Origin of the sequence: Brevibacterium sp. Mu109, from assembly GCF_900169375.1 — a bacterium.
GTDB classification, from domain to species: domain Bacteria; phylum Actinomycetota; class Actinomycetes; order Actinomycetales; family Brevibacteriaceae; genus Brevibacterium; species Brevibacterium yomogidense_A.
In genome coordinates this window covers 1-1,428 of the sequence record NZ_FXZF01000092.1, presented here as the reverse complement: position 1 = coordinate 1,428, position 1,428 = coordinate 1, and the positions used below count along the sequence as shown (strand labels likewise).

General features: G+C 61.0%; 1 protein-coding gene. It reads left to right on the top strand.

All coding sequences use genetic code 11. The features are described 5' to 3' along the window. Nucleotides 1-114 precede the first annotated feature (114 nt). Nucleotides 115-1,389, top strand: coding sequence for an IS256-like element ISBli2 family transposase (locus BSP109_RS16560; protein ID WP_009882371.1), 1,275 nt, complete (start codon nt 115-117; stop codon nt 1,387-1,389). Nucleotides 1,390-1,428: the final 39 nt, after the last annotated feature.

The following is a 1,428-nucleotide window of genomic DNA, read 5'->3' as shown; positions in this document are numbered from 1 at the left end:
GAGTCCCATAGAGTGGTGGCATTCCCACCAGGGACTTCACCCCCAAAAATGTGAAGAACCATCGTGGGATCCCGCTAGTAGTTCCGCCAAGAACCTCACGAAAGGCATCCCACGATGGCTGACCCCAATTCTGCCGTGTCGACCCTGATCAACCAAGTCCTGACCGACCCTGACCTCGCCCACTCCGACGTGTTTAGGCAAATGCTCCAAGCTGGCCTCCAGGACCTCATCGAAGCCGAAGCCACCGCCACGATCGGTGCCGCCCGCTACGAACGCAGCGAAGACCGTTCAACACGCCGTAACGGGTCGCGGAAGAAGACCCTGGCAACTCCCTCGGGAGAAGTCGACCTGGCGATCCCGAAGCTACGGAAAGGCTCGTTCTTCCCGTCCCTGCTCAATCCCCGTCGGCGGGTCGATAAGGCCCTCTACGCCGTCATCTGCCAGGCCTGGATCGACGGAGTCTCGACGAGGAAGGTCGATGACCTTGTGCGTGCTTTGGGCAACGAGTCCGGGATCTCTCGGTCGACGGTGTCGCGGATCTGTGCCGACATCGACGAGGCAGTGGCCGAGTTCCTGGCCCGTCGACTCGATCACACGTGGTTTCCCTACCTCTTCGTCGACGCCACCTATGTCGATGTCCGCCACCGGGGTCGTGTCGTGTCTCAGGCCGTGGCTGTGGTCACGGGTGTCTCATCACAGGGCAGGCGGGAGATCCTGACCATGAGTGTCGGAGATGCCGAGTCCACGGACTTCTGGACACAGGTCCTGCGTGGGCTGCGTGAGCGGGGGTTGAAGGTGAGCACCGAGACTGATCCCGAAGGGGTCGCGCTGGTGATCTCTGATGCTCATTCGGGGATCAAGGCCGCGGTCAAAGCGATCCTGCCCGGTGCTGGGTGGCAGCGGTGTCGAGTCCACTTCGCTCGTAACGTCACTCAGCGCCTTGGCAGTGCGCACTCGAAGCCGGTCAACGCGTTGATCTCAACGATCTTCGCCCAGACCACAGCCGAGGCCGTCATTGCCCAGTACAAGCAAGTCGCTGAGAGTCTGCGGGCGTCGTTTCCCGACATCGCCGACATGCTCGAGTCCGCCGAGGTCGATTTGACGGCGTTCGTGTCCATGCCCAGGCAGCATTGGCAGAAGATCTGGTCGAATAACCCGATCGAGCGGTTGAACAGGGAGATCAAACGCCGTGCTGATGTCGTTCAGATCTTTCCGAACCGGGAGTCGGTGACTCGGTTGATCGGGGCCGTGTTGCAGGAACAGCACGAGGAATGGCAGTACGGTGAGAGACGCTATTTGTCGGAGATCTCGATGCGCAAACTCGTGACGGTGTTGCATGGGCAGACCGAGGTCGACCCGGTCGGGGTGGTGATGCCGCTGACCGCGTGATTCGTAGCCCGACCCCGCTGCTTAATACCAAGTTAAAGG

Bases quoted from the DNA above. Each gene is read 5' to 3' on its own strand.
- BSP109_RS16560 (WP_009882371.1), top strand. From the start codon at position 115: ATGGCTGACCCCAATTCTGCCGTGTCGACCCTGATCAACCAAGTCCTG.